General features: G+C 73.8%; 2 protein-coding genes. Both read right to left on the minus strand.

Annotated elements, in window-relative coordinates; translation table 11 throughout:
• Positions 1–171: 171 nt before the first annotated feature.
• Positions 172–2,568: a DNA internalization-related competence protein ComEC/Rec2 gene (locus FRW57_RS19930; protein WP_238999502.1), complete on the minus strand. Its 2,397-nt coding sequence runs from the start codon at positions 2,566–2,568 to the stop codon at positions 172–174.
• On the minus strand, positions 2,565–2,860 hold a 296-nt coding region (locus tag FRW57_RS19935; protein WP_162529435.1), incomplete at its 5' end, for a ComEA family DNA-binding protein. The genes FRW57_RS19930 and FRW57_RS19935, both read right to left, overlap by 4 nt.

A 2,860-nucleotide genomic window follows, 5' to 3' on the forward strand; every position in this document is an offset into this window, starting at 1 on the left:
AGGCCGCCGACACCCCCGGCTGCGTGCGCGACTCCGCCTGAGCCGGGCCAACTCGCGCCTGCGCGCGCCGAGACCCCGCCCGGTTGCGATGACATCGGTCACTCGAGCCGGGCGATGTCGCCGCGACAACTGGGGCAAGTGGCGCAACAGATGGGCGAGTGCGGCGTCGAGTTAGGAGCCGCGGGTGGAGATCGCGGGGCCCCCGTTGCCGGCGCGGGACACCGCGATGTCACCGCTGCGGTCGGTGCGGAACACCGTGAAGTGGTCGTCGCGCAACACGGTGAGCGCGCTCGGCGCCGGGTGACCGTAGTCGTTGTCGGCGCCGACGCTGATCAGCGCGACGGGTGCGTGCGCGAGCTGCAACAGGGCCGGGTCCTGCTTGGCGGAGCCGTGGTGGGCGACCTTCAGCACGTCGAACCGGGCCGGCCTGCCCTCCTGCTCCAGCGCGAGCCGCACCCGTCTGGCGGCTTCAGGCTCGACATCGCCGAGCAGCAGCATCCGCAGCCCGCCGAGGTCGACGTCGAGGACCACACTGGCGTTGTTGGGGATCGACCCGGTGTGCAGCTCCGTGGCCGGCCAGAGCACCGCCGCACTCAGCCCCTCCCACCGCAGGACGTCGCCGGCATAGGCGCGGTGCACCGGCGTCCCCACCTCGCTCGCCTGCTCTCGGACCGCCCGCGCCTCGCCGGCCGGTTCGTCGACCGGCGAGACGTAGACCGCTCCGACCGGCCAGCCGTCGAGCACGGCGCCCAGCCCGTCGACGTGGTCGGCGTGGAAGTGGGTGAGGACCACGGCATCGACGACCTCGACATCGAGGCGCCGCAGGCAGGTGCCCATCGCGTCTGGATCAGGACCGGTGTCCACCACGACGGCATGGCCCGGCGCGCTGGCCAGCACGATGCCGTCGCCCTGTCCGACGTCACACATCACCAGGAGCCAACCCGGCGGCGGCCAACCGACCGAGCCGGTGGGCCACGTGCACGCCAGGACCAGCAGCGCACCCGCCGCCGAGAGCCACGGCCGGCATCGGATCCGGGCGACCAGCCACGGGCCGGTGAAGAGGAGCACCAGGGTCACGGCTGCGAGCAGGACCGCCCCTGCGGCACCGTCCGGCCACGGCAGCTGACCCATCGGTACGGTGGCGCAGGCACGCGCGATCCAGGCGATGCCCAGCGTCGGGATGCTGGCCAGCCACGCGACGCCCGCCGCGACCGGAGCCGACACGAGGGCCACCAACGCGGCGAGCACCCCGAGCACGGTCGCGGGTGCCACGAGCGGCGCGGCCAGCAGGTTGGCCAGGACCCCCACGACGGTGACCGAACCCTGCAGCAGCACGATCACCGGAGCACACATCGCCTGCGCGGCAACCGGTATGGCGATCACGGGACCGAGCGCGTGCAGTCGCCCGGGCAGGAACCGCGCGAACCACGCACCCCACGACCGGACGAACAGCAGCAGGCCCAGTGTGGCGAGCGTCGACAGCGCGAAGCCGTAGGACCTGGCCAGCCAGGGGTCGACGCACAGCAGGACGATGACCGCAGCGGCCAGGGCCGGCAAGCCCATCCGGCGCCGGGACGTGCTCAGCCCGAGCAGTCCGATGGCTCCCATGACCGCGGCCCGCAGCACGCTCGGCTCCGGTCGGCAGAGCACGACGAAGCCGGCGAGGCAGGCGCCAGCCACGACCGGTCGCCATCGTCGTCGGATCCGGCACCACCCGCAGACCAGCATCGCCGCGGCCAGCACGACGGCGACGTTGCTGCCGCTGACCGCGGACAGGTGGGTCATCCCCGTGTCGCGCATGGCGTCGGTGAGGCCGGGCGGCGTTCGACTGGTGTCGCCGATGACGAGGCCCGGCAGCAGCCCCCGCGGGTCGGCCGGAAGTCCGTCCACAGCCTGTCGCAACCCCGACCGGACGTGCTCGGCGGCACGAGCGACCATTCCCGGCTCGCTCACCACGGAGGGGCTCCCCCGAGGGTTGAACACCGCGAGCACGTCATCGCCCGGCTCGGCCGGCCCGAACCGGCCCTTGGCACGGATCGTCTGGTGCCATCGCACCCGGGTCCAGTCCTCGTCGCCGAGGACGAGCACCGGCGTGCGCGGCTCGCTGCGTTGTCCTCGACCCACCACGACGTGCACCGACAGCCGCACCACCACCAACTCGGCACGGCGCGGCCCGACGGCCTGGATGACCTTCGGGTCGGAGATGACCACGGCCTCGATCTCGGCGCTGGCCCGCTGCGCGGCGAGGGTGGGCACCAGTCCGGCCGACCGTGTCTCCAGGTGGGCGGCCAGGGCCCCGAGGCACAGCGAGGTGGCGAGGCAGGCCGCGGCTGCGGCGGTCGACCAACGCCTCATCCGCGGGCGCTTCAGGCCCCAGCAGACGACCCCGACCAGCACGAGAAGCGCCGCCACCAGGAGCGATCGCCGGGCCGGCCAGGACAGTGCCGTCGCGGTCACCGCCCACGCGACCAGAGCCGGCACCAGCAGGCGGACATCGAGACGAGTCGACTCCTTCGACTCAGGCTCGACGGAGTCGCGCACCGGCGTCGGCGGTGGCAGGCCGGTCACACACGGACCCTCGGCGCGATCTCGGCGAGCATCTTCTCCCCGATGCCGCTCACCTCCATCAGCTCGTCGACCGTGGAGAACCTGCCGTGCTCGGTGCGCCACTCGACGATCCGCTGCGACAGTACCGGGCCGACGCCGGGCAGCTCCTCGAGCTGGGCCGCGGTGGCCGCGTTGAGGTCCAGCGGCGGGCCGTCGGTGGCCGCACCGGCCGCGCCGTCCGCGGCCACACCGCCAGCGACCGGCGCCCCGCCGACGTCGGGCGGTGCCCCGGGCAGCGGGGTGGGTCGCTCCC

It is taken from the genome of Segeticoccus rhizosphaerae (genome assembly GCF_009192725.1).
Lineage (GTDB): Bacteria > Actinomycetota > Actinomycetes > Actinomycetales > Dermatophilaceae > Segeticoccus > Segeticoccus rhizosphaerae.